We start from the raw sequence: 23,363 nt of genomic DNA on the forward strand, positions 1-23,363 counted from the left end.
CACCTTCCCTAGCGCTAGCCGCGGGCCAGGTAGCCTAATAGCTCCTCAGTGAGGGCCTGGTCGGTAGCAACCGGGGTGCCGTTCAGATGGGTGACCGGCGCCAGCAGGCGTACCGAGGACGCCAGCCAGACGGCGTCCGCCTCCAGCAGGTCCTGGGGGTAGAGGGGGGCGTACCCCAGCTCCCAGCCTGCGGCACGAGCACCCGCGAAAATGGCGCCCTGGGTGGTTCCGGGCAGAATACCGTGGGCAGGCTCTGGGGTGTAGAGCACCTTCTTCTGCCCTTCGGTCTTGGCCACGATGACAGATGAGGTAGCCCCCTCAAGAATACGGCGGTCGTCGGTGACCCAGATGGCGTCGTCCGCCCCGTGCTTACCCACATATCGCAGCACCGACATATTAACGGCGTACGAGAGGGTCTTAGCACCGGCCAGGAGCCAGGGGTAGGTAGAGTCCTCGGCTGGGTCATGGCCTCGGGGCAAGAGCATAACCCGCACGCCCTGTTCGCGCTGGCGGAGCACGGTGGCCGACGACGGTGCAACGGTCACCCAGGCGTGGGGGCCGGCTTCTGCGGTGCCACGAGAGACAACGATTTTGACCGTGTGCTCTTCGCCGAGCACGGTCTGAGCGCCTTGGGGCGCAGAATCTACCGCCAGGTGCACAGCCCCCCGTAGGTCGCCCTCAGCTGGCAGGGGCAAATCAAGCAGGCGGGCCGAGCCTGCCAGGCGAGCCAGGTGAGAGTCTAACTTTCTCACGGTTCGGTTGGCAGCCAGCATGGTCTCAAAAACGCCGTCGCCGCGCGTGAGACCCTGGTCTTCAATGTTAATCAGGGGAAGGGTGGCATCGACGAGTTCACCGGCAGGGTTGGTCTCTGTCAGCATGACAACGGTTGTAGTGTTCATGGTTTAACAGTAGCCCCTTAACTCTGATGCTCCCACGACCAACCTGGCGTTAGGGGTTGGGTGTGGGAGCACCTGATGCGAGCGCTATATTCGGCACGAGCCGCCCCGGGCACGTGGGTGCGAGGTGGGTTTCGCGGCCCGAAGCGATTGTTATGGGCCCCGGGTGCCTATCGTGGGGATAATACACCGCAGGAGTACCCTTTCACTGTATCGTGTAGCTCACGCCCCACCAAAGATTCTTGCTTTCTTTAACGCAAGATTGCGGTGGGGTGTTCTATAGCCACATCCAGGTCAGTGTTCCGGCTAGGAAGGAGACCAGGTAGCCTGCTAACACTGTGACGAGACAGGCACCTAGGAACAGGCCGTCCGCGCGCCCGTAGACCGGCACCCGCGCCCAGGTGCGGGGCCCGGCCCCGAAGCCGCGGGCCTCCATGGTCGTAGCCAGACGGGTGCCGCGTCGGATGGCCTGCACCAGCAGTGCGAAGGCCTGGCCGGTGAAGGTGCGGATGCGGCGCAGAAGGGTGTCGTGAGCGCCTAGGCCTCGGGCGCGGCGGGCCTGGCCCAGGGTGTTCCAGTCAGTAGCTAAGATGCCAAGTAGGCGCAGGGCGGCTAGCGCTGCAAGGACGAATCGGGCAGGCAGGCGGGCAGTTTGGGCTAGCGAGTCACCCGCATCGGTGGGGTCGGTTGTCGTCACCAGTAGGAGGCCCGGCAGGGCCAGGGCCAAACCACGAACCATGAGGGAAATACCGGTGGTCAAAGAGTCGGTAGTGACCCATAGAAAGCCCAGATGAAAGACGGTCTCACCGGTTTTCTCGGCGATGAGCGCGGTAGACCAGCCTGTCAGCAGTGTGCCCAGCAGAAGGGGCCAAAAGCGTAGGAGCAGGTTCAGGGGGCGGGCACCCCAGAGGGTAAACACTAGGGCTTCGAGGAGCAGGATGGTGAGGGCCGCAACCCAGTCTTTGATGAGGATGAGCCCCAGGGAGAGCAGAAAGGTGGCCAGCAGTTTGGTTCCTGCGTTGAGGCGGCCAGCCCGGCTGGTAGAGGCTGCGGTGGGGGTGAACAGGTCAGCTACCATAGGGGCCCTCCTGGCCTTGAGCGGGAGCTGGAGCCGTGGCCGGAGTCAGGGCATAGCTCTGCCCACCCAGGGCCGTAGCATAGTCGGCGTCATGGGTTATTGAGATTACCGCTACCCCGTCAGCGAGCTGTTCCTTGATGAGGGTGACCAGTTCTGCCCACGTGGTGGCATCCTGCCCGAAGGTTGGTTCGTCCAAAATCAGGAGCTTTGGCCGGGTAGCCAGGGCGGTGGCCACCGAGAGCCGCCGCTTCTCGCCCCCTGAGAGCGTAAACGGGTTAGCTCCCGCCAGGTGGGCCAGGCGCAGACGCTCTAGCAGACGGTCGGTATGGGCAGCCAGCTCCGCCAGATTAAGCTTCTCTCGGCGCACTCGCGCTAGGTGGCGGGGGCCAAACTCTAGCTCATCGCGCACGGTTGCACTGATGAACTGGTGCTCGGGGTGCTGAAACACCAGCCCGATACGGTCGGCCAGTTCAGCGGCAGGCCAGCCGGTCAGGTCACCAGCCAGCGCGGTACCGGTGTGCTCTCCGATCAGGGCCGGGTGGGCTATGACGCGGCCCCGGGCCGGGTGGAGTAGCCCGGCTAGAGTCATTCCCAGGGTCGTTTTGCCCGCGCCGTTGGGCCCGAGCAGGGCCAGGTGTTCCCCGGTGTGCAGAGTCAGGTTGATGTTTTCGGCTACAGCGGGCAGGTCAAGGACGGGCTCTCCCCCACTCTTGAGTGTGCGGGCACGCTCCTTACGCTGGGCCCGAGTGGGGGTGCCCCGGGTAACGGCTAGCCTTTCAGCTGTCAGCAGGGGCGCAGCCTTCTGCCCACCGGCAGGAGGGGCGGGTGGCTGCGGCCTGTAGCCGGGCACCCAGACCCCTGCGGCGATGAGCTCTTCACGGGCCTCTGCCAGCACCGTGGCGGGCGGGCCGTCGTGGGTGATGCCGCCCTCTGTACCCAGCACCAGGACGCGATCCATGTGCCGCGCCCACACATCAAGCCGATGCTCAATGACGACCAGGGTGGCCCCGGTGGCCTCGGTTACGGTAAGAACGGCATCGGCTACCTCCCGGACGCCTGCCGGGTCAAGATGAGCGGTAGGCTCATCAAGCAGGAGGGCACCGGGGTGCATAGCCAGAATACCGGCCAGCCCCAGCCTTTGCTTCTGACCGCCAGATAGGGCAGTGGTAGAACCGTCCAGAGGAAGGCCCCCCAGCCCTACAGAGTCTAGAGCGGTGAGCACGCGCTCCCAGATTTCGCCCCGGGGCACCGCCAGATTCTCCGGGCCGAAGGCCACATCGTCGCCAACGCGAGCCAGCACCACCGAGCTTTCTGGGTCCTGCTGCATCAGCCCCATGTCCCCGAGAGCCTCGGTGGGGGCCAGTCCGTTCACGGTGATTTCACCGAGCTGGGTCTGGCCGTCCTCATCAATCAGGAGCCCGGCCAGGGCGTGTAGCAGCGTCGACTTCCCGGCGCCCGAAGGGCCCACCAGGAGCACCTTCTCACCCGGAGCAATCTCAAAATTGAGGTGGGCGAACGCAGGCTCTTCCCGCCCCGGGTGATGCCAACCAAAATCGTGCGCTCTCAACCGGGCGCCCCGGCTCCCGACCGCGTCCTTGTTCCCTACCTGCCCGCCCATCTGAACCATGCTGCCCTAGCGAGCCCGCCGACCCGCTGACCGGCGGGAATTGGCTCGGCCCGACGCCAGGGAATCAAGCACACCGGTTGCCAGCAGGGCACGGGTCAAGAGCCAGGCCACCAGGCCCGCCAGAACAGTGCCCGAGATAATGCCGCCCATAGCGTAGGTGACGGCCTTAGAACCCTCAAAAACACCCGCATAGTAGATGACGAGTTCAGAAACACTCATGAAGGCACCCGAAACGGCACCGGCGAGTAAGGAGGTGCCCAGGTTCCAGATACGGTAAGCACAGAGCGCAAAAACCAGCTCTGCCCCCAGCCCCTGGATGAGGCCTGAAAGAACAATCGTCCAGCCGTAGTCACTCCCCAGCAACATGGAAACCACCGCTGCCAGCAGCTCGGTGTAGAGGGCCGCGCCGGGCTTGCGGATAATGAAGCCGCCGAGCACACCTGCCAGGAGCCAGGGCCCGCCCATCAGCGACGCGAACTCGGGTGCCAGGGCTAGAGCCGCTGTGGTGGCCTTGTAACCAGCGATGTTCCAGCCCCAAAAGAGAATTGCGCAGGCAACAGCCAACACAGAAGCAACGACGATATCATTAACGCGCCATGTCAGCGCAGCTTTCTTAGACATATAGCCTTCCTTTGATGGTAAACAGCAAAGGGGGCATGCACAGGCACACAGTTGTGCCGGTAGATTTCGACTCCCTAGCGCCGGTACTAACCGGATCAGGTTCGAGGGTCTGCGTGTGCACTCTCAGCACCCGGTAGGCAGGCGCTCCCCTGTCGTTTGACCCCGCGGCGGGGCTACCGTCAGTATAAGCAGGTCGCTGAAACTTATTCAAAAAAACTTGAGGTTTATTCAAAGGCAGTCAAACGCCCCAGGCTCAGGTTCAGACTCAGGCTCGACGGAATCCGGTGGCTTCGCCCTGTCTCTTGTACGCCTCGCTCCCTGCTCAGGGCGCTGGCTGTGGCTACGCTCCCTGATGAGACTGCCTCGACACCCGGCCTGGTACCCAAACTTCAGCAGTGGGCTAGAGTAAAAGTACTGATAGTGTTAGGACGAAGGCCCCGGCTGGGGCCACCCACCTTAGAAGAAAGGCCACCATGAACCCCCTCGTCAAGATTGCCGGTACCGCTGCCTCACTCGGCGGTGTTGCCCTTGCCAATAAGGTCCTAGCTGCAAGCTGGACCAAAATCACCGGCAACGAGCCTCCCGCTAACAACCCTGATACCGATGAGCGCTGGCGCGACATCATTCTTTGGTCGCTGATTAGCGGCCTGGTCGGCACCATCATCAAGGTGTCCATCACCCGCGCCCAGTACAAGATTGAAGCTAAGTCAGGTAGCGGGTCGCAGGCAGAAGTGTAAGAGGTTTTAGACTCGCAGACCGAGCCAACCGGTCTCTCACAGCGGTGAGGGGCCGGTTTTTGTTACCCACTTTGACCGTGTGAGCAGGCCAGCTAGCGGGTGAGGCCGTTACCATAGACCCATGACCACATCAGCACCCGCCCCCGCCACCCAAGCCCAGGCACCTGCGTCCCCTTCTACCATCTTTGCCTGGACCCTCTGGGATGTAGGGAATGCCAGCTTCAACGCGATTATGACCACCTTTGTCTTCGCGGTCTACCTGACCAGTGACGCTTTCGGCGGCAGTGTTCACGCAGCCGGAGTTCTCTCTGTTGGCCTCACCATAGCGGGTTTCTTCATCGCGGCTCTAGCCCCTCTCTCGGGTCAGCGGGCAGATGCCAGCGGTAGACGCGGCCTGTGGCTTACCGTCAACAGTCTTTTGCTGGTAATCATCATGGCCCTCTGCTTCTTCATCGCGCCCTCACCTGAATTTTTGATCTGGGGGGTGGCTCTTCTGGCGCTCGGCAACCTGGTCAACGAATTTGCGGTGGTCAACTACAACGCGGTGCTACCGACCATCTCAACCAAAGACACCATCGGCAAGATTAGCGGCACCGGCTGGGCAGCGGGCTACTTCGGCGGTATCATCGCTCTAGCCCTGGTGCTAGTGGGCTTCATCAGCCCAGGCGTGTTGGGCATTCCCGAGGACGATTCCCTCAACGTCCGCGCGGTCGCCCTCTTCTCGGCAGCCTGGGCCCTCATTTTCTCCCTACCCCTGATTTTCCGCATGAGGAGGCTACCTCAACCCGCCCGTGCAGAGAAGACCCCCGGCGGGCTACTGGCCTCCTACCGCGCCCTGTTTGCCACCATCGCGCGTCTCTACCGGCAGGCACCTGCCACTCTCTACTTCCTGGTCTCCTCAGCCGTCTTCCGCGACGGCCTCAACGGGGTCTTTACCTTCGGCGGAGTGCTGGCCGCCCAGGCCTTTGGGTTCACGACCAACCAGGTCATCGTCTTCGCAATCTTCGGCAACATCGTCGCTGGAGCGGGAGCCATGGCCGGTGGCTGGTTTGATGACCGTGTTGGCCCCAAGCGAGTCATTGTTTTCTCGCTCACTGCCCTCATTCTTGCCGCAATTCCACTTTTGGCCTGGCCGTCTACCGCCATGTTCTGGGTTTGCGGCCTCACTCTCTGCGCCTTTGTGGGCCCGGCCCAGTCAGCAGCCCGCTCCTACCTGGGCCGTCTCACTGAGGAGGGCCAGGAAGGTGAGATTTACGGCCTTTATTCCACCACCGGCCGCGCTGCCAGCTTTCTGGCTCCAGCCCTCTTCGGTCTTTTCGTGACGCTCATGGGAGACGTACTGTGGGGCACGCTCGGCATCGTCCTGGTGCTGGGGGCAGGCCTGCTTCTTATGATTCCTATCAAGGATCCACAGGCCCGCCGTAACGCCCCCTAGTCTAGGGTCTTTTAGGCAGACGGTCGGTTGGCTCAGGTTCACGGGAACAGTCAAGCATGCCCGCCTCAACCATTGAGTAGACTGCTGCGTCAAAGTCGGAGCGGCTAATAGCGCCGTACAGTTCAACCATCTCATCATAGAGGTCTTCGAAAGTGATGGGCCGCTCAGCAGCACTCCACAGATCCCAGGCAATGAGCGAGACCTCCGAGAGCATGCCCTGCGTAGTCAGGTAGTAGCGGCCCTCAAAGGCAACTCCCTCAGTCTCTCTTGACCGCGCCAGCTCGGAGCGGTCTCGGCGCAGTGGAAGGCCTCCTCGAGCGTACCGCGGCACATGTTCGTATTCAACGTGCTCAGCGGTCGAGTTCCACCGCCCAGCCAGCACATCACGAAGCAGCGGTGTAGCCTGTGCAATTTCAGAATAGGTCAACAGCAGGGCGCCGCCCACCCCGTTGATAAGGTCAATCAGAGCTCCCAGCCCCCGATCCGACGCCTGCACACCGGATGATTGAGCAACAATGTTAAAGAGGGCCTGGCCCAGAGGAATTCTTTCAAGAGTGGGTGCATGAGGCTTGCCGATACGATTGAGCACAATAATATGCTCTAGGCGGTAGCTTTCATCGTCAGGTTCCACAGCACGAAGGCCCAGCTCTTGCGGGGCGTACTGGACCTTGGGCTCACCTTCGTTCTCAATCACAGACAGAGGTTTGAGATAGGGCACAATCGAGCGGTCAGGGCGGATGACCGCCGTTTCATCGCTGAGATAGGCAAATTCGCGGCCCAACACCCTAGACGCGGTGGTCTTGCCCGTACCTGACGCTGCAACCAGAGCAAAAGCCCCGCGTGTGCGCTGGTCACCCACAACAGCTGCGTGCAGAAGGTGGACGCTCCCAGAGTAGTGTTTCAGCACCTGAAGGGTCACCTGCACCGTCAACTGCTCGGCTGCTGCCGCCGGGTTACTCGAGTTCACCACCGATAGCTCTGGCACCGCACTGTATTCCTTGTACAGTTCGTGGGCTGCCCGCTCGGACAGCACCACCATGTGGTGATAGTCGGGCACCTGACCTCTGACGTCATCAATCACCTGCGGAGCCAGTCCCTCCCATGCCCGCATCACATTGTCAAAAAGCTCAGGGACGCCCTCTTCAAACACAAGAAGCACAGGCACCTGAGCCGGGTAAATCAGAAGACCGCGCATACGTTCGCTTTCTTCCAACGGTTAGTTGCCCGCGTCTATGGGAAGAGGCGTGCGATGAAAATTCAGGTAGCTACGCGACGCGGTGGGGCCTCGCTGCCCCTGGTAGCGATTACCGTAGGCTCCTGAGCCGTAAGGGTGCTCAGTCGCGCTGGTGAGCCTAAAGAAGCAGAGCTGCCCTACCTTGGAGCCGGGCCAGAGCATGATGGGCAGGGTCGCCATGTTTGACAGCTCAAGGGTGACGTGCCCTGAGAAGCCGGGATCAATAAAACCTGCCGTGGAGTGGGTGAGTAGGCCCAGGCGCCCTAAGGAGGATTTACCCTCCAGACGAGCCGCAATATCAGCAGGTAGCGTCACCTTCTCGTAGGTTGCGCCCAGCACAAATTCGCCGGGGTGAAGAACAAAGGGCTCGTCGGGGGCGACCTCCACCAGCCTGGTCAGGTCTTCCTGGGGTTGGGAGGGGTCGATGTAGGGGTACTTGTGGTTATCGAAAAGCCGAAAGAAGCGATCAATGCGCACATCAACCGACGCAGGCTGAATCATCGCGGGGTCGTAGGGCTCAAGCGCAATGCGCCCGGCATCAATTTCTTTACGAATGTCCTGATCAGAAAATAGCACACTTCAAAAATACCGCACTGTAGAGTCAGTTTCCCGGCCTCACCAGGGGTGTGGCGCGCAGATTGGCTTCTGACCAACACTCACACCCGGGGTGCTCCACAGGCTACCGCATGCCCATTCAGCGTACTCTTATAGATGGAATATCCTTTTCACTGGCAGGAAAGTCACACCATGACCCCCCTTGTGCTCTGCACATTCACCATCATCGTTACCCTAGCGGTCAGCGGCTACGCCAAAGTTGCAGACCCCACCAGCACCGTCACCGCAATCGTCAACCTCAAACTTGACCGCCTTTTACCCCTCAAACCAACCGCCGCCGTCCTGCCCTGGGTAGAACTGGCTCTTGCCGCCGCACTTCTGTTGGCCCCCGGCCTGCTACAGATTCTGGCAGCGGTGGCGGCTGCTGTACTCTTCACCTGCTACTGGGGGGTTATCGCCCGCGCCGTGGTACGGGGCAACACCGCCAGCTGCAACTGTTTCGGCTCCGCCTCACACGCTCCGGTTTCAATATTCACCCTGATACGCAACACCGCCCTGCTCCTCTCAGCATTCGGGGCCCTCATTGCGGCTTTTCAGACGCGTAGCTCTGCCCTGGTCATGCTCCTGGAGTTGAATGCCGACGGCTGGCTCTGGGTCATCGGCGCAGCCCTTGCCTCGCTTGCCCTCTGGGCTGTTTACCGCTCCGAGCTGGTACCTGCTCCCGCTAGCGAAGAGCCTGCAGGGGCTCTTGACCGGGGCCTACCCGCTCCTGCTGACGGTGACATTGACGAGCTTGAGGATTACCTCCCCACCCCCATCCCCTACGCCTCTCTCCACCGTTTCAACCGTGACAGCCCGCTCGAGTTGGGCGAGGAGGTCACCCTGCGTGACCTGGTTATGGTGAAAGCCCGCGTGTTAATCTGGGTCTCCCCCGGCTGCGGCCACTGCCACGAGGTGATCAGTCACCTCGAAGCCTGGCAGGAGGCCCTGCCTATGCTTGGTATCCACCCCGTAATCTCATCAACTCAGGCAGCTCAGAGCTTCGCCTTCACCCGTAATATTGAGTTTTTCATCGACCCCGATTACAGGGCCGAACACCTCTTTGGGAACGGGACCCCCGGGGCCGTTGCCCTGGGCACCGACATGATGCTCGCCGGCGGCCCCGTCTTCGGAGGCAACCGGGTGATAGGTTTTATGGAAGATATTATCGCTGAGCTGACCTAGCGTCAGGCGACCACACGACGAGACCTCTGACTAGAGAATATTAAACTGTTGTAGCGTTTCGTCGGGCAGGAATGCCGCCACGGCTAGCGCGAGAAGAAAGGCCAGAGAAATCAGGCCAACGGTGGTGGACTTCCAGCCTGGGTGGAGTTCATTGAAGGTCACCAGGCCGGGGTGCTGCTTATTCATCTGGGTGACGTTGATGGTCGGGTAGACGGTGGTTTGGGGGGCGATGGCAGTGGCGATGGTACGTAGGGTTTTAGCATCCCAGATACGGCCGTCAAGGCGGAAAACTCGCTTGCCCTGGGAGTTAAGGGCCCACAGTGCGGGCACTCCCTTGTACCGTAGGGCTGCCACTCCGGTGAGCTGCTTACCTGCGGCCTGCCGGGGAGTGAGTCGTTCTGCGAAAACGGTGTGGACGATGGAGGAAAGTTCTACGGCCTCCCAGCCAAAAAGGCGGCCCCGCAGTATATGGGTGTGGGTTCTCACAACCAGGTGCGGGCGCAAAGTGGAATAGATGGCGCAGAGGGCGCCCAGGGCTATGAGGCCCAGAAGAATCATAAAGAGTGGGGTGGGCCGCTTGGCCAGCATGAACCAGATACAGGCAACCGCAAGCACCCCGCTGGGCAGTCTCGCGATGAGGCGGCGGTGGTAGGAATTGATGCGGGGGTGGTAAATCTTGGTGACGTCCCCATACTTTTCAGGTACCTGGTGTGCGTGTTCTGCCATGGCTCTACTCTATCGGCCCCACCGGCCGAACGGGGTGTTGGAAAGTGTGAGCTACATTTAAAGGGTGCATTTCAAATCTTCTGTTGACCGTGTTCTGGCCTGGTGGCTGGTAGGCATGCTGGCCGCCATCATTCTTGCCCTGGCGTCTCTCGCCCTCATCAACCGACTGGTATACGGCCCAGGCGGGCAGGTTCGCGCCTATTTTGCGGCAGTCCGCGAGGGCAATGGCTCGCAGGCTCTCGGCATTTTGGGTGCTCAGGTTCCCGACGCAAGCGCGGCCATGCTCAACGGGGAGGCCCTGAAGTCATCAATGGCTGAGCTCAAAGATTTGCAGACCGAAGGGGTCACCATAACAGACGGCGGTGAACGGGCAACTGTGACCGTCTCTTACACGCTGGCAGGGGAGCCGCAGAGCACCGACTTTCAGTTGCACAAGGTTGGTTCTCACTGGGGTGTTTTTGACCGGTGGGCTATCGATGCAGGGGCGCTTCCCACCGTCCATTTAACGTCTGGGGCGGTAGAGGCAGCCACCCTCAATTCAACCAAGGTTGCGGTGGCTGATGGCGAGAGGTCGTTTGCGGTGCTCTATCCGGGCCGCTACACCGTAACCTACGAGTCAGCCCTGTATTCTGCAGGATCGCAGAGCGTCAACGTCACGGCGGCAACGGGGCAGGCAACTGAGCTCACCATCGCCTTGGAGCCGTCTGAGACTGCGAAAGCATCAGTACAGCAGCAGGTACGCACCTATCTTGATTCGTGTGCCACCCAGAACTCTCTTTACCCCTCGGGGTGCCCTTTTGAGTATGACTTTTCGGGGCGGGTGGACGGCGACGTAACCTGGTCGATTACCTCTTATCCGCAGCCTGCCGTGACCCTGGCTGGCGGCACGTGGGAGCTGGGCAAGAGCCAGGGCACAGCCGAGATTTCTTTTACTGAGCTCGACCTTTACACGGGCAAGACACAGCAGGTAACAGAAACTGTCACCTTCACCCTTGCAGGTTCGCTCGCGCCCACAGGCGACCAGCTGACTTTCACCCCAGCGCCCTAGTTAACGCCGCGTAAGTCTAGGGCGAGGTCGGTTTCGCCGGTGCCGGTCACCAGGACGGGCAGGCCCCAGTCCTGCTGGTAGAGGTGGCAGGCTGCGTGGTCGGGTATCTCGCCGCCGGGCTCACCGTCGCAGGCGGCGGCCCGGGCAGTGATATGCAGAACGGCCTCGGTGATATCGGGGTTGAGCACCAGCGTACGTGTTAGCCCCTGGGCAGTGCCTGCCCCCTCGAGAATGAAGTCCTCGGGAGTAGACGAGATTTTCAGCTGGGTGGGGTCGCCCCAGCGGGTGTCCAGTTTTTGACCGGTGGGGGCGGTGAAACGGGCGGCAAAATTCAGGGTGCCGCCTGCCAGTTCGGTTGACTTGCGGGTGACCTGAGAGGCCCCCTCGTCCACGTGCTGCATGGCCTCTGGAATGGTCACGCGCACCAGCTGGTGGGCGTTGGCTTCAACCGCAATCAGGCGGGCACCACCCTCCTCGGTCTCTTCAACCAGCAGGTCGGAGGGCTCGGCAAAGCCGCGGTCCAGGGTACCCAGGGTGCCGGTGGCCGGGTCAAAGCGGCGGATGGCCCCGTTGTAGGTATCTGCCACGGCGATGGAGCCGTCGGGTAGCTCGGTGAGCCCTAAGCAGTGCTGCAGGCGGGCGGCCTCTCGGGGCCCGTCGACAAAGCCGAAGTCGAAAAGGCCGATGCCCACGGCTGTGCTCACAGTTGCGGCCCCCTGATTGAAAGTGATGTGACGCAGGGCGGAGGTTTCTGAGTCAGCGACCCAGAGAGAGCCGTCGCGGGCCTCGATGATGCCCGAGGACTGGGCGAACCAGGAGTCAGTTGCGGCCCCGTCCTTGAGCCCCTCGGCACCGGTGCCCGCGAAAACGGCCAGCTGGCCGGTGGCCGGGTCAAAGCTAAAGAGCTGGTGGGTGCCTGCCATGGCAATGATAAAGGCACCCGCCTCACGGGAGTAGACCAGATCCCAGGGTGAGGAGAGGGCGACGGTCAGCGGGTTGGCACCGGGCTCGATGAAATTGGGGTCGGCCAAGGCCGACTCGCCATCAATCAGACGCTGGGCCCCGGAGCCGGCCAGGGTGGTTACAGTTCCGTCTGCCAGACGCAGGCCGCGCAGGCGGTGGTTAACGGAGTCTGCGATCAAGACGTCCGCGCCCAAGCTCTCGCGCAGTTCGGCAGGAACCAGAGCCAGGCCCTGGGGCTCGTTAAAACGGGCGCTGGTCGCGTCACCGTCCACGAACCCTTTTTCGGTACCGCCGAAGGTAGCCAGCGGGGTTTCCAGGTCAGAATCCACCTGCACCAGGCGGTGACGGGCGGTGTCGGTGACCAGGTAGGTGCCGGTACGGCCGACCAAGTCTGTGGGCAGGGCCAGGGCCTTACCTGGGAAGGCAAAAGTCCCCTGGGGCTTGGGGCGGGGCACGTAGGGGCCATCCCCCCGGTGCAGGGTGCCCTTGGCTTCGTGTTCTTCCACCAGTTCGCGCACCAGGGTGGTCAGCCCCTTCACGTGGCCCTCACCCGAGAGGTGGGCAACAATGTAGCCCTCGGGGTCCACGACCACCAGGGTGGGCCAGGCGCGGGCGGTGTAGGCGTTCCAGGTGTCCAGCTTGGGGTCATCGAGCACGGGGTGAGTGATGTCGTAGCGGTCAACGGCGGCGGCGAGCGCCACCGGGTCAGCTTCGTGCTCAAACTTGGGTGAGTGCACGCCCACGGTGACCAGCACATCGGAGAATTCCTCTTCCAGGGGGCGCAGTTCGTCGAGTACGTGCAGGCAGTTCATGCAGCAGAAGGTCCAGAAGTCCAGGATCACGATTTTTCCGCGTAGGCTTTCGAGGGAAAGCTGCTTGTCGCCGGTGTTGAGCCAACCACGGCCTACAAGTTCTGAGGCGCGGACTTTGGTCTGGGCTGCGTTCTCTGCCATGGTTCTCCTTGGGGTGGTGCACGGGCGCGCAAGATAGTGTACTGCCTCCAGCCTAGCGAGCTATGGGCAGTGGCGTCATCTGTTGCTACTCTACTGAGCGCCGCCGTTCACGAGACTCAACTAGGCGTCATAGTTTGTAACAGTTAGCATTGTCTGTAGCTACTGCACCGGTACGGCCCTGGGGCCTGGGAAGTTTTCAAGGACGCCGGTGGTTAAGTTGGGGGGTGCACAGTCGGTGTGTGCCCCACAGGTAAGAAGGTAACGTGACCCTGACCCGCGACTCACTCGAAACAGCCGCTTCACCCAAGCTAGCGCGCACCCTCCAGCCCCGGCACCTGTCAATGATTGCCATGGGTGGGGCCATTGGTGCTGGCCTGCTGGTGGCCTCGTCCACGGCTATCGTCACTGCTGGCCCGGCGGTGGTGCTAACCTATCTGCTGGCGGGGCTGGTGTTGGTTCTGGTCATGCGGATGCTGGGCGAGATGTCAGCCGCGACCCCCGAGACCGGTTCTTTCGCGGTCTATGCTCGCCGCTATATTGGCCGTTGGGCGGGTTTTTCGGTGGGCTGGCTCTACTGGTGGTTCTGGTCGGTCACGGTTGCCATTGAGGCCACTGCTGCGGCCACGATTATCAGCGGCTGGGTTCCTGCTGCCCCGCAGTGGCTGGTGGCCCTGGTGCTTGTACTGGTCTTTATGGGGCTGAATCTGCTGTCGGTACGTTCCTACGGCGAGGCTGAGTTCTGGTTCTCCTCCGTCAAGATTGGGGCAATCGCCGTTATCATTCTGGTGGGTGTTCTCGCTGTGCTCGGCCTTATCCCTAATTCCACTGCGTCCTTTTCAAACTACACGGCAGGTGGCGGCTTCTTTGCCCACGGGGTGAGCGCTATCTTTACCGCCCTTCTGGCTGTAATTTTTTCTATGTTTGGCGCGGAGATTGTCACGGTAGCGGCGGGTGAATCCAACGATCCTGCCCGGGCGGTGACCAAGGCGGTGCGTTCTGTAATTTTCCGTGTGCTCTTCTTCTACGCGGGGTCAGTGGCGGTCACTCTGCTGGTTATTCCGTGGACGGCTGTCACCCCGGGTATTTCTCCTTTCGTCACGATGTTTGACGTTCTGGGTATCCCTTACGCGGGCCTGGTCATGAACATTGTGGTGCTGACTGCCCTTCTCTCCTGTTTGAACGCCAGCCTCTATGCCGCATCCCGCATGGTCTTTGCCCTGGCAGATCAGGGGGACGCCCCGGCCTCCTTCTCCCGCATCTCCTCCACCCGCGCGCCCCGCAACGCCATTGTGTTCTCATCGCTCATTGGGGTACTCTCGGTGGTTCTCAACTATTTCATGCCTGAGCAGGTCTTCTCGCTACTGGTCAATTCGACCGGAGGCGTGGGGATTTTCGTGTGGCTGATTGTGGCGGTCTCTCACCTGCGCAGTCGCCGTCTCACCGCCAGGGGTGGCGGGCAGGTTCCCCCGGCGGTTGCAGTGCGCCCCTTTTCACCCTGGGTCAACTATCTGCTCATCACAGGCCTGCTGGCTCTCTTGGTCTACATGGGGTTCACCGAGTCGCACCGGGTTGAGGTACTTGTCTCTGTGGGTGTCGCTGCGGTTCTTACAACTTTGGGGCTCATCACTCAGGGCAAGAGCTCCCCCGCTCCATCGCACGTTCCTAATCGCTAGGGGCTGCACCCCTACCGGCCTTTCTTCCGCACTCGTTCTTCTTTACTCCGGCTTTACTCCGGCTTGACTCTGAGCCCGCACGCAGAGCGGGCAGGGCGGTGGCCCACCCCATCAATAAATATGGGTTTTTCCTAGAAAAGAGCTTGTTTTTACTAGAAAACGGGTGGTTATATTAAAGGACGTAGGCCGGTTCCCCCCTCACAAGAGCCGGGTGAAGCTACACCCCCGAAGCACTGATACCTGGAGGCTTTCTGATGGCTCAGCACGCCGAGACACCACCGCCCTCGTCCCTGCTTGATAAAATCGCCCAGATTTCGGCCCGCCTAGAGCAGGTTCGCCCGCTCAACGACGCTCAGCCCGGGGAGTCAGCCCCGGCCCACTCCGATAGAGCTGATGGGCCCAGCACCGGTGAGGGGCCCATCGGGCCCTGGAGCAAAACACCGGGGTCGGGCCACTAGCCCCCTAACGTTTCTTCTGGGCGGCGTCCTGTTCTGCGAGCCGGGCAAACATGTCGTTGTAGGCGTTGAGTTCAGCGTCCCCGTCCCGCTCGGCCTGCCGGTCAATACGTTTTTGCACCTTTCGATCATTCATCGACCACTGCACCGCAACGGCCACCGCAATAATCATGGTGGGTATTTCACCGATGGCCCACATGAGCGAACCTCCCAGCTTCTGGTCCTCAAGGGCAGGCAACCCCCAGGGGCGGCCCAGGTTTCCGAACCAGGAGGCCTGCAACAGGGTGTCCATCTGCATGATTGCGATACCCACAAAGGCGTGATAGCCCAGGGTCGCGATAATCATAATGAGTCGCATGGGGTAGGCCGGGCGGTGGGGAATCGGGTCAATACCGATGAGTACCAGGCTGAAGATGTAACCGGTAATCAAGAAGTGAATCAGCATGAACTCGTGGCCCACGTGGTAGGTGAGCATGACCCCAAAGAGCGGGGTGAAATAAACCAGCACAATAGAACCCGCAAAGTTCACGGCCGCAAAGATGGGGTGAGTTATCACCCTAGACCAGCCCGAGTGCACCAGCCGCAGAATCCACTCGCGGGGGCCACGAGTGCCGTCCTGGCGGGGTTCCAGGGCCCGCAGTAGCAGGGTGACGGGGGCGCCCAGCACCAGAAAGATAGGGCACACCATGGTCAGCAGCATGTGCTCCACCATGTGCACCGAGAATAGCACCCGCGAGTAGACGGTCAGGGCGCCGCAGGTGATGTAGAGCAGCACCAGCAGACCAAAGAACCAGGACGCCGCGCGGGCCAGCTGCCAGGTGCCCCCGGCAGTGCGCACCTTGAGCAGGGCCCACAGGTAGGCAAAGCCTGCACAGGCGATAAAGGCGACCCAGAACCAGTCAAACCGCCACTGGGTAAACCACTCGGCAACGTGAGGTTCGGGCGGCATATCGTAGAGGGTGATAATGCGGACGGGCTCAGCCCCGGCCTCCAGGGTCTCAGGGGCAGGTGGTGGGGTGCGCGAGAGAGAGACAGCCAGGCCGCTGGTGAAACCCATGATGACCATTTCGCAGGCAACGGCGTACCAGAGCCCCCGCACAGCTGTTACCGCTCCCGACTGCATCATCGGTATCAGGCGCAGCCGGTGTACCGCGCCAAAGGCCCCCAAAACCAGGGTGAGAGTCAGTTTGGTGAGCACCAGGGAGCCATAGGCGGTAGTGAGAAGCTCTTCCAGTGTATTGAGCCGCACCAGCGCGTTGATAGCCCCTGAAAGCACCACCAGCACAAAACCAAAGAGGGCCAGAGTCGAGTAGCGGCGCAGCACCACCACCGCCAGGGGGGCTCGGCGGGAGGAGGCCGTGTGCTCACCGCGCTGCCCCTCGGGCAGGGTGCCGGTACCGGCGTCCTGCCGTGAAATCTCGCGGGAGATGAAGGTGAGAGTCAGCAGCCCGCCGCACCAGATTGCTACACCCAGAATGTGTAGACCCAGAGAGTTGACAGCACCCATGTGGTCATCGCCGCCCGAGGAGTGCCCGCCCAGCGCCATAGCAACGATACCCACCAGGCTGCACCCCAGGGTCAGGAGCAGACCGGTCAGCGAGCGCACCGCAAAGACCAGGGTCGCCACGGTGGCCGCCACAATGATGCTCGTTGCCTCCTGCTTACCCGAATCAATAGTGGTGATATATGTGATGAGCTCCGAGGTGTAGTCAGAGCCCCCGGTCGGGGACCTCCCCGAGATATCGGAGTAGCTAAAAATCAGCACGCCGATAGCGGCGATAGTCCAGGTAATAGCGGAGGCGGACGCCAGCGTCAGGGTACGGGTAAAGGCCGGGTGCTCGGTGCGGCGCAGGTTTTTCTCGCGAGCGGCTGCATCGGTAGGGTGGGCCATGTTGACGTTGGTTCGGCCCCGAGCCGAGTCTATAAAACGCGGCACCAGCCCCAGGGCAAAGATGATAGAGCCCATGGTCGCAGCCATCGCGGCGTTGTGCAGGGCCTCTGCAAGCGGTAGGCCCCAGCGCACCGCCGCGCCGGCATCTGCCAGGTCTGTGCCTGCGTTGGTGCCGGTAGCGGCCAGGCTGACGACCAGGGCCAAGAGAGAGGCCGCTGGGAAGGCCCACACCCAGGTGCCGTTGAGCCCTCGCTGTGTCTCATGTGCTGCCATGTGTTTACCTTATGTTTCGATTCTGACCTGTGTGTCTGCTGTATACCTCTAGCGCGGGAGGCGCGTACCGTCTCCCGCGCCCCTTGCGTAACCGAGCCCTCACTCTGCGAAAAGCCCCTCACCTACGAACCCGCCTTCACTGGCGCCTGCGGGAATCGCGAAGACTGCGGAGCCGATGGGCACCGTCCAAGTGTTGAGCATATCGAGCTCAGCCAGACGCTGCTGAATGGGCACGAACTGTTTTACGGGGTCAGCCTGGTAGGAGCAGAAAATCAGCCCGGTAGAGCTCACTCCCCCGTCGGTCTCAAAGTGCCCCGAGAAGCCTGAGGCATTATGCACCGGCAGGTCGTAGTTGTAGCCGCGGCGCAGGATCTGCTCTACCCGGTTCTGGGCGGCAGCCCGGCGGATGTGGGCATAGGGGGCAATGACGTCAAACCCCAGCTCGTTGGTGGCTGAGAGGTCGGCGGGATCCCGTTCGTTCACACCGGTGAGCGGGGCACCATTCGTCAGGTTGCGGCCCACGGCATCCTCACGGGCGGGCCGGTCTGCCTGGTCCCAGGTGTCTAGGTTCATGTGGATGCGGCGAATAACCAGGGAGGTGCCGCCTTCTTCCCAGGGGGTAAGCGCATCGTGCTGGCCCCACACGTAGGCGTCCATGGTGGTGTCAGCGGTGGAGGGGTTGACGGTGCCGTCAACCTGCCCGAAGAGGTTGCGCATGGTCATGCCGTCCGGTTCACTACCGTAGGCTCTGCGGAAGCCTTCTTGCACCCAGCGTACCGAGCCGAAGGTGCGAATATTTTTGAGAAGCACGCGCTGAGCGTGGGCCAGGGTGAAGCGGTCGGAACAGCACAGTTGCAGCAGGAGGTCGCCGTCGTTCCACTGAGCTTGGAGCTGGTCTATCTGTTCGAAGGCGGGTAGGGGCCTCAGCCAGGAGGGTTTTTTTCCGGGTGCGACGATCTCGAAGATGCGGGCACCAAAGCCGAAAGTGACGGTGAGGTTGGCCGGAACGGTGGCTAGTTCTGGTTCCTGGTCGGTGATGGGGGCACGCCCGTCGGTGAGGCGGGCGGCGTCTGCGGTGAGCACGCGCAAGAGGCGGCGCACCCCGTCACGGTCTATGGCGCTGTTCAGGTCAACGGCGATGAAGACGCCGTAGGTGGGAGGTGGGGTATCGATTCCTGCCTGGCGGGGGCCGTAGAAGGGGACGCGGGCGCCCTGCAAGGGAGGCGCGGCTGGTCCTTCTCCCCCGGTGTTCATAGCCCCGGCAGCATACTGGCTAGCCAGGGTGGCAGCGGCTCCGGTGCCGACTCCGAGTGCCCCGGCGAGAGCTACACGCCGGCTGGTGCCCCTGGGCTGCTGGGTAGGTTGGCTGTGTTGGGCACCGCTCAGGGCCCGGTCAAGATCTTCTTCAAATGAGCTGGTCATGCTGTTTCCTTCGAAGGCCCTGCCCGAAAGGCCTTGAGTAGGCGTTCTGGGCAGGGCGATGCTACTGGCAGTGAGTCAGCGAGTTGAGGAGCACTGGGGCAAGGTGGCTGCGGAGCTGGCGTCACCGCTGTGGCCCATATGCATGGAATGGTCTGCCATGTCAGCTGACTCCGAGGCTGGGCTGCTGGCCTCACCGGGAGCATATTCTTCCTGGGCCCCGGCGTAATCACGCACCTCAGCTTCGAAGCTGAAGTCCCCTGCGCTGGTGGTGAGTGTGATGGTTTCGGTGGTGCCCGCTGCCAGGGAGCAGGTCATGCCCATGAGCATAATGTGGTCTCCACCGGGAGCCAGGTCCAGGCTTGCGCCGGGTTCGAGGGTGAACCCACCCTCAATCTTTTTCATGGTGCTGGTTCCGGTGCCCGGGTCAATTTCTGTGGTGTGAAGTTCAACCGTGCCCGCATGGGCTGCACTGGCCCCGTTGACGGTAATGGGCGCATCTGTGGTGTTGGTCAGGGTAGCGAAAGCTCCGGTCATATCGCTGGAGTTGGCTTTGACCCAGGCTTCTGCCACGGTCAGACCGGTAGAGCTGGAGGAGCTGGCCGAAGCAGACGCACCTGCGCCGCTACTACTGTCAGCCGAGGTGTCTGAGCTGGTTGCTCCGCAGGCGCTCATGGCTAGCAGGGTTACTGCAGCCAGCGTGGTCAGACGGAGGGGTGACTGTGCTAATGACATGGCTACTTGGCCCCCCTGTTCTTGAGTACGACGGTGAGCACCGAACCCAGGGCAGCTACAGCGACCAGGCCAAGCACTATTTTCAGGGGCATCGGTAGGCCGCCGGTGGCCTGGCTGACGGGGTCGGTGTCCGCGCTACTCGTAGACGCACTATCGGTGTTTTCGGCAGACGGCTCGGCTGAGGCTGTTGCTGCCGAGGCGTCTCCCACGGTGTAAGTGAAGGTTCCCTGAATAGGGTGACCATCTGATGAGACGACACGCCAGGTAACCGTATACGTGCCTTCAGCCGCTGAGGTTGACAGGGGCTGCCTGATAGCGGTGCCGTCTATTTCGGGGTCACCGCTGGTGACACTGTCACCTGCGGCATTGGTCACGCGCACCTGGTTTGCGCCGTCTACGTCCATGATGTCGCCGCTGTAGGTGAGTTCAAGTTCGGCGGGGGCTTGAGCCAAGGTAGAGCCGTCTGCGGGGTTGGTAGCTAGCAGTTCGTCGTGTGCCTGGGCGGGATTGGCACCAAGCAGGGTGGCTGCTGCGACCGCGCCGGTGGCGGCGAGGGTGCGCAGACGAGTGCCTGAGGTTTTCATTGTTCGTCCTTGTGTTGAGATGAAATGTGATGCGGTTTAGGTCAGCACAGGGACGGGTGGGCCGCGGGTAATTCGGCCTGTTCCACGGAGTGTGGTGGTGAGGGCTTGCACGCGGGTGTCTACCGGCTGGGTTGGCACCTGCCAGCAGGGGGCGGGTGTGGGAGGCGTGAGCGCTAGACGGATCTGGCGGAGCAGTGCCCCTAGGAGGCGCACCAGTTGCTCGCCGTAGGCTAGGAACGCAAAGGTGAGGGCCGCTGCGACGGTGTGGGCAACCCACATGAGGGGCCCGGCCTGGGTGGCTGGTTCGAGAGCGGGCTGTAGCGCTACGGCTGTACCCGGCGCCCCGCCGGGAGCCAGATGGTGGGTGTGGGTGCCCGTGCCGCTGCTGGTGAGCGGGTGCCCTTGGCTGTAGAGGGTGTGGAGGGCTCCCTGACCGACCGCCACGCCGGTAGCTAGCGAGGTTGTGGGGAGTTTGAGCCGGTTCAGCCCCAGCGTCAGCAGGGCTGCCAGAGAGGTTGCCAGGGCGAGGACGAGCGGGTGCGGTGCGTGCCCGCCGGCGGCAAGGTGCAAGAGGGCACCGGTGCCCGTGGCTGTGATAGCAACAGCCCAGGCGCGAAGCAACTGGTGGCCTCGGCTCATGGCGCCTCCCCTCTTCGTGTGTTGCCTTGTACTACCCGCCCATTATCGCATAGCTGGTAGCAGGCGTCCTGCCGCTCTCATCGTGATTCCAGCTCCTTTGAGGGCACAGTAAAAGGGCCACCCCGTGGGGTGGCCCTTTAAAGTCTGCCCGAGAGTTACTTCTTGGTGGAGACTGCTGCCTTCAGCTTGGAACCTGCAGTCAGCTTGACACCGTGGCCTGCGGGAATCTGAATGGTTTCGCCGGTCTGCGGGTTGCGGCCGGTGCGGGCTGCACGGTCAGTGCGCTCAATTGCCATCCAGCCGGGGATGGTGATTTTCTCGCCCTTAGCAACGGATGCTTCGAAGACCTGGAACAGTGCGTCGAGCACACCGTTCACTGCTGCCTGGCTGGTGCCAGCCTTCTCTGCTACCTCTGCAACGAGTTCGCTACGGTTCTTAGCCATGAATGCTCCTTTTGAGACTTTTAGTTAGTGACTGAGTTAGCCCTACTGACAAGGCTAACCATATCAGCTACAGATTACCAGCTCGACTTGGTAACACCGGGTAATTCGCCACGGTGTGCCATCTCGCGGAAGCGCACACGTGAAATGCCGAACTTCTGGAAGGTACCGCGGGGGCGGCCGTCAATCTGGTCGCGGTTGCGGACGCGGACGGGTGAAGCGTTGCGGGGTAGCTTCTGCAGGCCCACGCGGGCTGCTTCACGCTCCTCGGGGCTTGCGTTCTCGTCAACCAGGGTCTTCTTCAGTTCTAGTCGCTTTTCAGCGTAGCGTGCAACGATGACCTTGCGCTGTTCGTTGCGAGCGATCTTGGACTTCTTCGCCATTCCTAGCGCTCCTCTCGGAAGTCAACGTGCTTGCGGACAACGGGATCGTATTTTTTGAGAACCATACGATCGGGGTTGTTACGGCGGTTCTTACGGGTGACGTAAGTGTAGCCGGTGCCCGCAGTGGACTTAAGTTTGATGATAGGACGGACGTCCTTAGCCTTTGATGCCATGTTTAGATCTTCTCTCCGCGTGCAAGGATGTCTGCAACTACTGCGTCGATACCGCGTGCATCGATAACCTTGATGCCCTTTGCAGAGACGTTCAGGGTTACGTTGCGACGAAGCGAGGGCACGTAGTACTTCTTCTTCTGGACGTTCGGGTCGAAACGGCGCTTGTTGCGACGGTGCGAGTGCGAAATGCTGTGTCCAAAGCCGGGAACAGCTCCGGTCACCTGGCAGACAGCTGCCATAGTTTTCTCCTCCAAATGTTGACGAAATGACGGTACGCAGTTGGTGTTCGGCAACCTGGGCTGGCCGATCAGCAATGGGCGTCCCGTCACCTATAGGTAGAGCACCGGGTTATTCTCCAAGGCTAGAGTGTGTGAGACTCGCCATCGGGTGAGAGACCGACGTGAATCCCCGCCGCAGGAAAAACGGTGAAGCTTAGGTGTGCGAGAGGTGTTGCCACCACTACGAACAGCCTTAAATTCTAGGTAATTACGGGATACCACGCAACCTTTAAACCCAATAAAAAGCTTGCGGTAACCGGTGCTAGGGCTACCCGCTCCGGTGTGCGCAAGCTACTCATCAGGGGTCTTTTGTGCGTTTTAACCTTACCGTTGATTTTACCGGTTATCTTACTTTTCGCAAGTCATAGTGGGCTTTATTCCGGGGTTTTTGGCGCGCTCCGCCGGGGCTAACTGCGGGCGCCCACCCCGTTAACATTGGCGAACAGCGCGCATATCTGTGTGAATGTGGTGTTAACGACTTAATTTTACGACCGGTTCAACACCTACCGGGAGGCTCAGGCACCCTCGGGCAGCACATCAAACCGTGTCAGTTCAGGGTACTTGGGGCTGATATTGTCGCCCGAGCTAGTACCGCGCAGGCGACGGCCAATCCAGGGAACCACGAACTCACGGGCCCATTTGGCGTTATCGAGAGCCTCTTGAACACGGTTTTTGCGCTGGGCATCAGGAATCACAGGGTCCCCAATCTGAATATTCTCGGCGCTCAGGGTTTCAAGTACCCTGCGGGCAACCAAGGTGTGCCCGGCAGCGTTCATGTGCAGGCGGTCAGGTGCCCAAAACCGCAGGTCGCGGAGTTCGCGCATACGCCAGTAATCAACGATGGTCACGCCTCGTTCCTCCGCCACCTCGCGCAGTAGCTCGTTGAAGAGGGCAACGCGGCCGCGGTTACCGCTGAAAAAGCCCTTGGGGCCGGGGTCAAAGCCGGTCAAGGTAAAGACCTCAATACCCTCATCGCGCAGGGTTTTCACAGCCTCATCGTAGCGGGCTATCAGCCGGTCAGCGTCAAAACTCGGGCGCAGGGCATCGTTACCACCACCGATGAAGGAGACCAGGTTGGGTTTGAGGTCGATGGCGGCTTCGAGTTGCTCTTCGATAATGGGAGTCAGTAGACGCCCACGAATAGCCAGGTTAGCGTAACGGGCTTGAGGGTCAGCCAGCATGAACTGCTCAGCGATGCGGTCGGCCCAACCCCGCACCCCGTTGGGGCGGTCGGGGGCATCGTCGCCGACGCCTTCACTGAGGGAGTCGCCGAGGGCTACATAGCGGATAGATTCGTCTCGTCCAAGGACCGAGATCATAGCG

24 protein-coding genes and 1 riboswitch are annotated in these 23,363 nt (G+C 61.5%); of the genes, 6 read left to right on the plus strand and 18 right to left on the minus strand.

The features are described from left to right. Positions 1–14: 14 nt before the first annotated feature. From L6966_RS10155 to L6966_RS10170, 4 genes are all read right to left on the minus strand, one after another. Positions 15–899, minus strand: coding sequence for an aminodeoxychorismate lyase (locus L6966_RS10155; RefSeq protein WP_237225036.1), 885 nt, complete (start codon positions 897–899; stop codon positions 15–17). Between the two features lie 274 nt (positions 900–1,173). Then, on the minus strand, positions 1,174–1,974 hold the full coding sequence (locus L6966_RS10160) for an energy-coupling factor transporter transmembrane component T family protein (RefSeq protein ID WP_237225035.1): 801 nt from the start codon (positions 1,972–1,974) through the stop codon (positions 1,174–1,176). Further along, complete coding sequence (locus L6966_RS10165) at positions 1,964–3,601, minus strand: ABC transporter ATP-binding protein (RefSeq protein WP_237225034.1); 1,638 nt, start codon at positions 3,599–3,601, stop codon at positions 1,964–1,966. The genes L6966_RS10160 and L6966_RS10165 overlap by 11 nt, the downstream gene beginning before the upstream one ends. A 6-nt stretch (positions 3,602–3,607) precedes the next feature. Next, entirely contained in the window at positions 3,608–4,222 is a 615-nt protein-coding gene (locus L6966_RS10170) for an ECF transporter S component (protein ID WP_237233324.1), read from the minus strand. Positions 4,223–4,276: 54 nt separating this feature from the next. Beyond that, positions 4,277–4,383, minus strand: a riboswitch (TPP riboswitch). Positions 4,384–4,695: 312 nt separating this feature from the next. Here L6966_RS10170 and L6966_RS10175 point away from each other — a divergent pair. Beyond that, positions 4,696–4,959 (plus strand): DUF4235 domain-containing protein, encoded by a 264-nt coding sequence (locus tag L6966_RS10175; RefSeq protein WP_083090517.1) that lies wholly within the window; start codon positions 4,696–4,698, stop codon positions 4,957–4,959. A gap of 121 nt (positions 4,960–5,080) precedes the next feature. After that, complete coding sequence (locus L6966_RS10180) at positions 5,081–6,394, plus strand: MFS transporter (RefSeq protein ID WP_237233325.1); 1,314 nt, start codon at positions 5,081–5,083, stop codon at positions 6,392–6,394. Between the two features lies 1 nt (position 6,395). On the opposite strand, the gene L6966_RS10185 is transcribed toward L6966_RS10180, so the two are convergent. Both L6966_RS10185 and dcd read right to left on the minus strand, forming a co-directional pair. After that, entirely contained in the window at positions 6,396–7,589 is a 1,194-nt protein-coding gene (locus tag L6966_RS10185; protein WP_237233326.1) for a hypothetical protein, read from the minus strand. 21 nt (positions 7,590–7,610) lie between these two features. Beyond that, positions 7,611–8,204 (minus strand): dCTP deaminase, encoded by a 594-nt coding sequence (gene dcd, locus L6966_RS10190; RefSeq protein WP_083090520.1) that lies wholly within the window; start codon positions 8,202–8,204, stop codon positions 7,611–7,613. Positions 8,205–8,375: 171 nt separating this feature from the next. Between dcd and L6966_RS10195 the strand changes: the two genes are divergently transcribed. Then, complete coding sequence (locus L6966_RS10195; protein WP_237225030.1) at positions 8,376–9,407, plus strand: MauE/DoxX family redox-associated membrane protein; 1,032 nt, start codon at positions 8,376–8,378, stop codon at positions 9,405–9,407. A gap of 30 nt (positions 9,408–9,437) precedes the next feature. Here L6966_RS10195 and L6966_RS10200 read toward each other — a convergent pair whose 3' ends face one another. Next, complete coding sequence (locus tag L6966_RS10200) at positions 9,438–10,133, minus strand: hypothetical protein (RefSeq protein ID WP_237225029.1); 696 nt, start codon at positions 10,131–10,133, stop codon at positions 9,438–9,440. A 64-nt stretch (positions 10,134–10,197) separates the two neighbouring features. Between L6966_RS10200 and L6966_RS10205 the strand changes: the two genes are divergently transcribed. Continuing rightward, positions 10,198–11,181, plus strand: coding sequence for a zinc ribbon domain-containing protein (locus L6966_RS10205; protein WP_237225028.1), 984 nt, complete (start codon positions 10,198–10,200; stop codon positions 11,179–11,181). Here the strand turns inward: L6966_RS10205 and L6966_RS10210 are convergent. Next, on the minus strand, positions 11,178–13,097 hold the full coding sequence (locus tag L6966_RS10210; protein ID WP_237225027.1) for an NHL domain-containing thioredoxin family protein: 1,920 nt from the start codon (positions 13,095–13,097) through the stop codon (positions 11,178–11,180). The two genes, L6966_RS10205 and L6966_RS10210, sit on opposite strands and share 4 nt — an antisense overlap. Before the next feature lie 263 nt (positions 13,098–13,360). On the opposite strand from L6966_RS10210, the gene L6966_RS10215 reads away from it, so the two are divergent. Together L6966_RS10215 and L6966_RS10220 are read left to right on the plus strand one after the other, a co-directional pair. Next, positions 13,361–14,770 carry an amino acid permease gene (locus L6966_RS10215; protein WP_237225026.1) on the plus strand — a complete coding sequence of 470 codons (1,410 nt, stop codon included), beginning with the start codon at positions 13,361–13,363 and terminating at the stop codon, positions 14,768–14,770. A 254-nt stretch (positions 14,771–15,024) separates the two neighbouring features. Continuing rightward, positions 15,025–15,228, plus strand: coding sequence for a hypothetical protein (locus tag L6966_RS10220; RefSeq protein WP_237233327.1), 204 nt, complete (start codon positions 15,025–15,027; stop codon positions 15,226–15,228). 4 nt (positions 15,229–15,232) lie between these two features. Here the strand turns inward: L6966_RS10220 and L6966_RS10225 are convergent, their stop codons facing one another. The 10 genes from L6966_RS10225 to L6966_RS10270 form a co-directional block, all read right to left on the minus strand. Beyond that, positions 15,233–17,389 (minus strand): bifunctional copper resistance protein CopD/cytochrome c oxidase assembly protein, encoded by a 2,157-nt coding sequence (locus L6966_RS10225; RefSeq protein WP_083090526.1) that lies wholly within the window; start codon positions 17,387–17,389, stop codon positions 15,233–15,235. 99 nt (positions 17,390–17,488) lie between these two features. Further along, positions 17,489–18,811 (minus strand): Dyp-type peroxidase, encoded by a 1,323-nt coding sequence (locus L6966_RS10230; protein WP_083090527.1) that lies wholly within the window; start codon positions 18,809–18,811, stop codon positions 17,489–17,491. A gap of 75 nt (positions 18,812–18,886) precedes the next feature. Then, complete coding sequence (locus L6966_RS10235) at positions 18,887–19,543, minus strand: copper chaperone PCu(A)C (RefSeq protein WP_083090528.1); 657 nt, start codon at positions 19,541–19,543, stop codon at positions 18,887–18,889. A 2-nt stretch (positions 19,544–19,545) separates the two neighbouring features. Further along, the gene (locus L6966_RS10240) at positions 19,546–20,127 is read right to left on the minus strand and encodes a copper resistance CopC family protein (RefSeq protein WP_083090529.1); all 582 of its coding nucleotides are present in this window, start codon (positions 20,125–20,127) and stop codon (positions 19,546–19,548) included. 36 nt (positions 20,128–20,163) lie between these two features. Continuing rightward, positions 20,164–20,766, minus strand: coding sequence for a hypothetical protein (locus L6966_RS10245; protein WP_237233328.1), 603 nt, complete (start codon positions 20,764–20,766; stop codon positions 20,164–20,166). A gap of 155 nt (positions 20,767–20,921) precedes the next feature. Next, a complete protein-coding gene (locus L6966_RS10250; RefSeq protein ID WP_083090531.1) occupies positions 20,922–21,209 on the minus strand; it encodes an HU family DNA-binding protein in 288 nt (95 codons plus the stop codon). Positions 21,210–21,283: 74 nt separating this feature from the next. Beyond that, positions 21,284–21,589: a 30S ribosomal protein S14 gene (gene rpsN, locus L6966_RS10255; protein WP_083090532.1), complete on the minus strand. Its 306-nt coding sequence runs from the start codon at positions 21,587–21,589 to the stop codon at positions 21,284–21,286. 2 nt (positions 21,590–21,591) lie between these two features. Beyond that, a complete protein-coding gene (gene rpmG, locus L6966_RS10260; RefSeq protein ID WP_083090533.1) occupies positions 21,592–21,762 on the minus strand; it encodes a 50S ribosomal protein L33 in 171 nt (56 codons plus the stop codon). Between the two features lie 2 nt (positions 21,763–21,764). Next, the gene (gene rpmB / locus L6966_RS10265; RefSeq protein ID WP_083090534.1) at positions 21,765–22,001 is read right to left on the minus strand and encodes a 50S ribosomal protein L28; all 237 of its coding nucleotides are present in this window, start codon (positions 21,999–22,001) and stop codon (positions 21,765–21,767) included. Between the two features lie 554 nt (positions 22,002–22,555). Then, positions 22,556–23,359: an SGNH/GDSL hydrolase family protein gene (locus L6966_RS10270; RefSeq protein ID WP_083090535.1), complete on the minus strand. Its 804-nt coding sequence runs from the start codon at positions 23,357–23,359 to the stop codon at positions 22,556–22,558. Between the last annotated feature and the right edge of the window lie 4 nt (positions 23,360–23,363).

Origin of the sequence: Rothia nasisuis (assembly GCF_928381405.1) — a bacterium.
In the GTDB taxonomy this organism is placed as follows: domain Bacteria; phylum Actinomycetota; class Actinomycetes; order Actinomycetales; family Micrococcaceae; genus Rothia; species Rothia nasisuis.

Excerpts from the sequence above, each read along its gene's own strand:
- L6966_RS10155 (WP_237225036.1), bottom strand. The coding sequence starts at position 899 with ATGAACACTACAACCGTTGTCATGCTGACAGAGACCAACCCTGCCGGT.
- L6966_RS10160 (WP_237225035.1), bottom strand. The coding sequence starts at position 1,974 with ATGGTAGCTGACCTGTTCACCCCCACCGCAGCCTCTACCAGCCGGGCT.
- L6966_RS10165 (WP_237225034.1), bottom strand. The coding sequence starts at position 3,601 with ATGGTTCAGATGGGCGGGCAGGTAGGGAACAAGGACGCGGTCGGGAGC.
- L6966_RS10170 (WP_237233324.1), bottom strand. The coding sequence starts at position 4,222 with ATGTCTAAGAAAGCTGCGCTGACATGGCGCGTTAATGATATCGTCGTT.
- L6966_RS10175 (WP_083090517.1), top strand. The coding sequence starts at position 4,696 with ATGAACCCCCTCGTCAAGATTGCCGGTACCGCTGCCTCACTCGGCGGT.
- L6966_RS10180 (WP_237233325.1), top strand. The coding sequence starts at position 5,081 with ATGACCACATCAGCACCCGCCCCCGCCACCCAAGCCCAGGCACCTGCG.
- L6966_RS10185 (WP_237233326.1), bottom strand. The coding sequence starts at position 7,589 with ATGCGCGGTCTTCTGATTTACCCGGCTCAGGTGCCTGTGCTTCTTGTG.
- L6966_RS10195 (WP_237225030.1), top strand. The coding sequence starts at position 8,376 with ATGACCCCCCTTGTGCTCTGCACATTCACCATCATCGTTACCCTAGCG.
- L6966_RS10200 (WP_237225029.1), bottom strand. The coding sequence starts at position 10,133 with ATGGCAGAACACGCACACCAGGTACCTGAAAAGTATGGGGACGTCACC.
- L6966_RS10210 (WP_237225027.1), bottom strand. The coding sequence starts at position 13,097 with ATGGCAGAGAACGCAGCCCAGACCAAAGTCCGCGCCTCAGAACTTGTA.
- L6966_RS10220 (WP_237233327.1), top strand. The coding sequence starts at position 15,025 with ATGGCTCAGCACGCCGAGACACCACCGCCCTCGTCCCTGCTTGATAAA.
- L6966_RS10225 (WP_083090526.1), bottom strand. The coding sequence starts at position 17,389 with ATGGCAGCACATGAGACACAGCGAGGGCTCAACGGCACCTGGGTGTGG.
- L6966_RS10230 (WP_083090527.1), bottom strand. The coding sequence starts at position 18,811 with ATGACCAGCTCATTTGAAGAAGATCTTGACCGGGCCCTGAGCGGTGCC.
- L6966_RS10235 (WP_083090528.1), bottom strand. The coding sequence starts at position 19,543 with ATGTCATTAGCACAGTCACCCCTCCGTCTGACCACGCTGGCTGCAGTA.
- L6966_RS10240 (WP_083090529.1), bottom strand. The coding sequence starts at position 20,127 with ATGAAAACCTCAGGCACTCGTCTGCGCACCCTCGCCGCCACCGGCGCG.
- L6966_RS10245 (WP_237233328.1), bottom strand. The coding sequence starts at position 20,766 with ATGAGCCGAGGCCACCAGTTGCTTCGCGCCTGGGCTGTTGCTATCACA.
- L6966_RS10250 (WP_083090531.1), bottom strand. The coding sequence starts at position 21,209 with ATGGCTAAGAACCGTAGCGAACTCGTTGCAGAGGTAGCAGAGAAGGCT.
- rpsN (WP_083090532.1), bottom strand. The coding sequence starts at position 21,589 with ATGGCGAAGAAGTCCAAGATCGCTCGCAACGAACAGCGCAAGGTCATC.
- rpmG (WP_083090533.1), bottom strand. The coding sequence starts at position 21,762 with ATGGCATCAAAGGCTAAGGACGTCCGTCCTATCATCAAACTTAAGTCC.
- rpmB (WP_083090534.1), bottom strand. The coding sequence starts at position 22,001 with ATGGCAGCTGTCTGCCAGGTGACCGGAGCTGTTCCCGGCTTTGGACAC.
- L6966_RS10270 (WP_083090535.1), bottom strand. The coding sequence starts at position 23,359 with ATGATCTCGGTCCTTGGACGAGACGAATCTATCCGCTATGTAGCCCTC.